This window comes from Saccharopolyspora sp. NPDC000995 (assembly GCF_053599315.1).
The window spans coordinates 1-2,782 of record NZ_JBSFLZ010000272.1 but is presented as its reverse complement, the minus strand read 5'-3'; the positions used below and the strand labels follow the sequence as shown (position 1 = coordinate 2,782).

At 63.3% G+C, this 2,782-nt stretch carries 3 protein-coding genes; 1 reads left to right on the top strand and 2 read right to left on the bottom strand.

What is annotated here, in order from left to right; translation table 11 throughout:
• Nucleotides 1-129: 129 nt before the first annotated feature.
• Nucleotides 130-1,287: a helicase-associated domain-containing protein gene (locus ACWDKQ_RS35690; protein WP_450143159.1), complete on the bottom strand. Its 1,158-nt coding sequence runs from the start codon at nt 1,285-1,287 to the stop codon at nt 130-132.
• Between the two features lie 38 nt (nt 1,288-1,325).
• Nucleotides 1,326-1,643 (bottom strand): hypothetical protein, encoded by a 318-nt coding sequence (locus ACWDKQ_RS35685; protein WP_450143158.1) that lies wholly within the window; start codon nt 1,641-1,643, stop codon nt 1,326-1,328.
• Between the two features lie 2 nt (nt 1,644-1,645).
• Here ACWDKQ_RS35685 and ACWDKQ_RS35680 point away from each other — a divergent pair, with 2 nt between their 5' ends.
• Complete coding sequence (locus ACWDKQ_RS35680; protein WP_450143157.1) at nt 1,646-2,257, top strand: DUF6933 domain-containing protein; 612 nt, start codon at nt 1,646-1,648, stop codon at nt 2,255-2,257.
• The last annotated feature ends 525 nt before the right edge of the window (nt 2,258-2,782 follow it).

Genomic DNA, 2,782 nt, shown 5'->3' with positions numbered 1-2,782 from the left:
ATTACGACCATCACCGCAGGCCAGAACACAACAGATCAATATCCCGACAGGCCCACGACCAGCACCGCAACCGCCGCATAACCGCGAAACCTCAGAGATCAACAACCAGTCAACTAAACACAACCCGTCTCAGTTTGACTTGACAACTACCGCGGCGCATTCGACCACGCGGGCGTGGCCAAGGTCGGTGAGCTGCCCGGTCCGGTAGTGGACATCCGTGATCAGGGTCGTCAGCGTACTTGGCAGTTCATGCTCGGTACGCAGACTGAGGAAGCTGGTCAACTCCGTCAGGTCGCGGCCGGTGTCGATCGCGGAAAGCAGGCTGGTGGCCGACACCGTCCAAACGCGGTCGGCGGTCTGCTTCGCGTAGGTGGAGAGGAGGAGCCGGTCCGCGGCGGTGATGTCTGCGGTGGCGACGATGTCGAAGTTGGGCAGCACCTTCAGTGATCGCGCGTCGGCTGTGGCGGAGTTGGCCGGTTCGTAGGTGTCGGCCAAGCCAAGGACGTAGGCTCCCAGCGCGGTGAGTCTGATCGCCTGGAGGCCGTCATAGCGGCTCAGCGCGTCCAGATCGTCGCTGCCCCAGTTGTCATGGAAGTCGTCGCGTGCGCCGGCGGGGTGAACGTAGTCGAGGTCGACCAGTCCGAGAGTGCCTGCGTACTCGAACAGGACGGCCAGGGTGTAGCGGCCTTCCAAAAGTTCCCAGTTATGGAAGCCGTCGTAGCCGAGGCTGCCGTACTGCGGGTCGACGAGGTAGAGCTTCCACAGCGCCATGTCGTTGCGCGCAATGGTGGGGCTCAGGTTGCCGCGACGCATCGTGTTGAACAGGATGTCCACGTCGATCCACTCGCCCGGCGAGCACGCGGCCAGTGCCTTGGCGATCATCTGGCGGCGGGGCTTGGCCGCAGTGAGTACGTTACGGATGCGCTGGCCCTTGATCTCTTCGATCCGGCTGAACTCGTCGATCAGCGCGTGCGTGAGCCAGCGTCGCCACAACTGACGGATGATCTCCGCAGGTGGCTTCCCCAGCGCGGCACGGCCTTTTGGAGTCAGAATCGCACGAGTGCCGTCGACCTTGGCGAGCCCGCCTGACTGGACGAGCAGCGGCCAGGCGAAGGCGGCGATGGGTTCATCGGGGTAGAAGTCGCCTTGCGCGAGATGCGCGCCGATGCTGCGAATGGTGGCCGCGGAGGGGCGGCTGGTCTTGGCGCTACATTTCACCTCGCCTGCCGCGCAAAGTTCGAGCACGGTGCGCAGGTTCGTCAGGGCTTCCTGCGCGGTCAGCCGCACGTGACGTTCGTCGGAATCAGGCGAGGCGCTCAACGTGTTCATATTCCCTTCACCCAGTGGCGATAGGCATCGATCCACTCCGTGCCCGCCGGTGGTGGCGTGGGCAAGGGCAGATCCAGGATCGGGATGCGCTGCTTCGCCCGGCCGCGCTTGCAGACGGCCGTGATCTGCTCGTCCTCGGTCAGATCCAGTTCCGTGACGGTCACATCCACGCCCAGCACCACCGTTTGGAACGGCACGGCGAGATTGTCCGCGAGCATGGTGTAGAACCCGGTAACGCACTCACCGTGGTCGTAGCAGTCAAGGGTCGCGTCAGCGATCAGGGCGTCCAACGCCTGCCGTATCGATCGACTCACCCGTGCACTCTTTCACACCTGGGGATCACCCCCGCAAAGGTCGCCAACAACTCGCCCGGTCTGCCCGTGGGCGGTCCTCAGCGGGTTGTGGCTCACCTGTGTTTCGGGGAGGAGGATTATGGGGTGCTTGTTGTTCGTGCGACGAAGAAGTTTCTGGGGCGTGTCGGTGCACCAGCGCCCCTGCTGGCGAGGAAGGCACGACGCTGCTGGGGCCGTGGTACGCCACCGCGCTGTTCTGGCAGCCACAGGTCGCTTTGTTGGTGAACGAGCAGACGTTGTCGCCGGTGTTGATGCCGTTGGCGCCCGCTGTCACCTTGCCCGAGCGGATTGCCGATGAGGTCGCGGCGGTTCTGGCGGCTCACCAGGTTCCGTCGGCGGTCGTGGAGGAGCAGCGGCAACGGATGTCGGAGTGCTTGTTCGGCGCGACCGCTAACCGCAGTGTGGTGGGTGTGATGAACGAGTTCGCGCGTCTGGCCGAGGTGTTCCGGGATGGTGATCGTGGTCTGGATTTGTGGGGGCTCGCTCTGCGGTTGGCGCGGACACCGTGCGGACCGTTGTATGGAACGCACATCAGCCCTGACCGGGCGCTGGCGGCGGCGTTTGACTCGCCCTAACGGTCCTGCGACGCGAGGACATCGGCCACCGGGTCCGCGCCGCAAGTGGCGATGTGGGTGGCCAGGGTTTCGTTCATCCGCATCGTCTCGAATTCGGGCAGCTGATATTTCCAATTTCCGGATGATGTGTTCATAACCTTGGCTGGTCCGACCCGCGAGAGCCGGTCGACCGTTACGGTTTCCTGGTTATCGCTGGCGGAGACCAGCGGTGGGTGTGACCTCATTAGGAGAAACCGAAGAGGTCAGGTGATACCGGCGAACTTGATCAAGGAAGCAAATGTGCGCCCGCGGTTTTGCCACTGGAATAGTCGACTCTCCTGAGTGAGGGATATCGGGGGCGGGGAGAGTGTCGGGCACTTGTTGGTGACTGTGAACGTTACCGATGGTGTTCGGCTGTTTGATCCGATGGATGGGCGTGCGCCGCCGCTCATCGAAACCGCACCGTTCGAGTTGCGGGTCATGCGCTTTGACTCGCGAGTACGAATACGTGCTGCAGTTCACCTTTTCGCTCGCGAGCGTATCCGG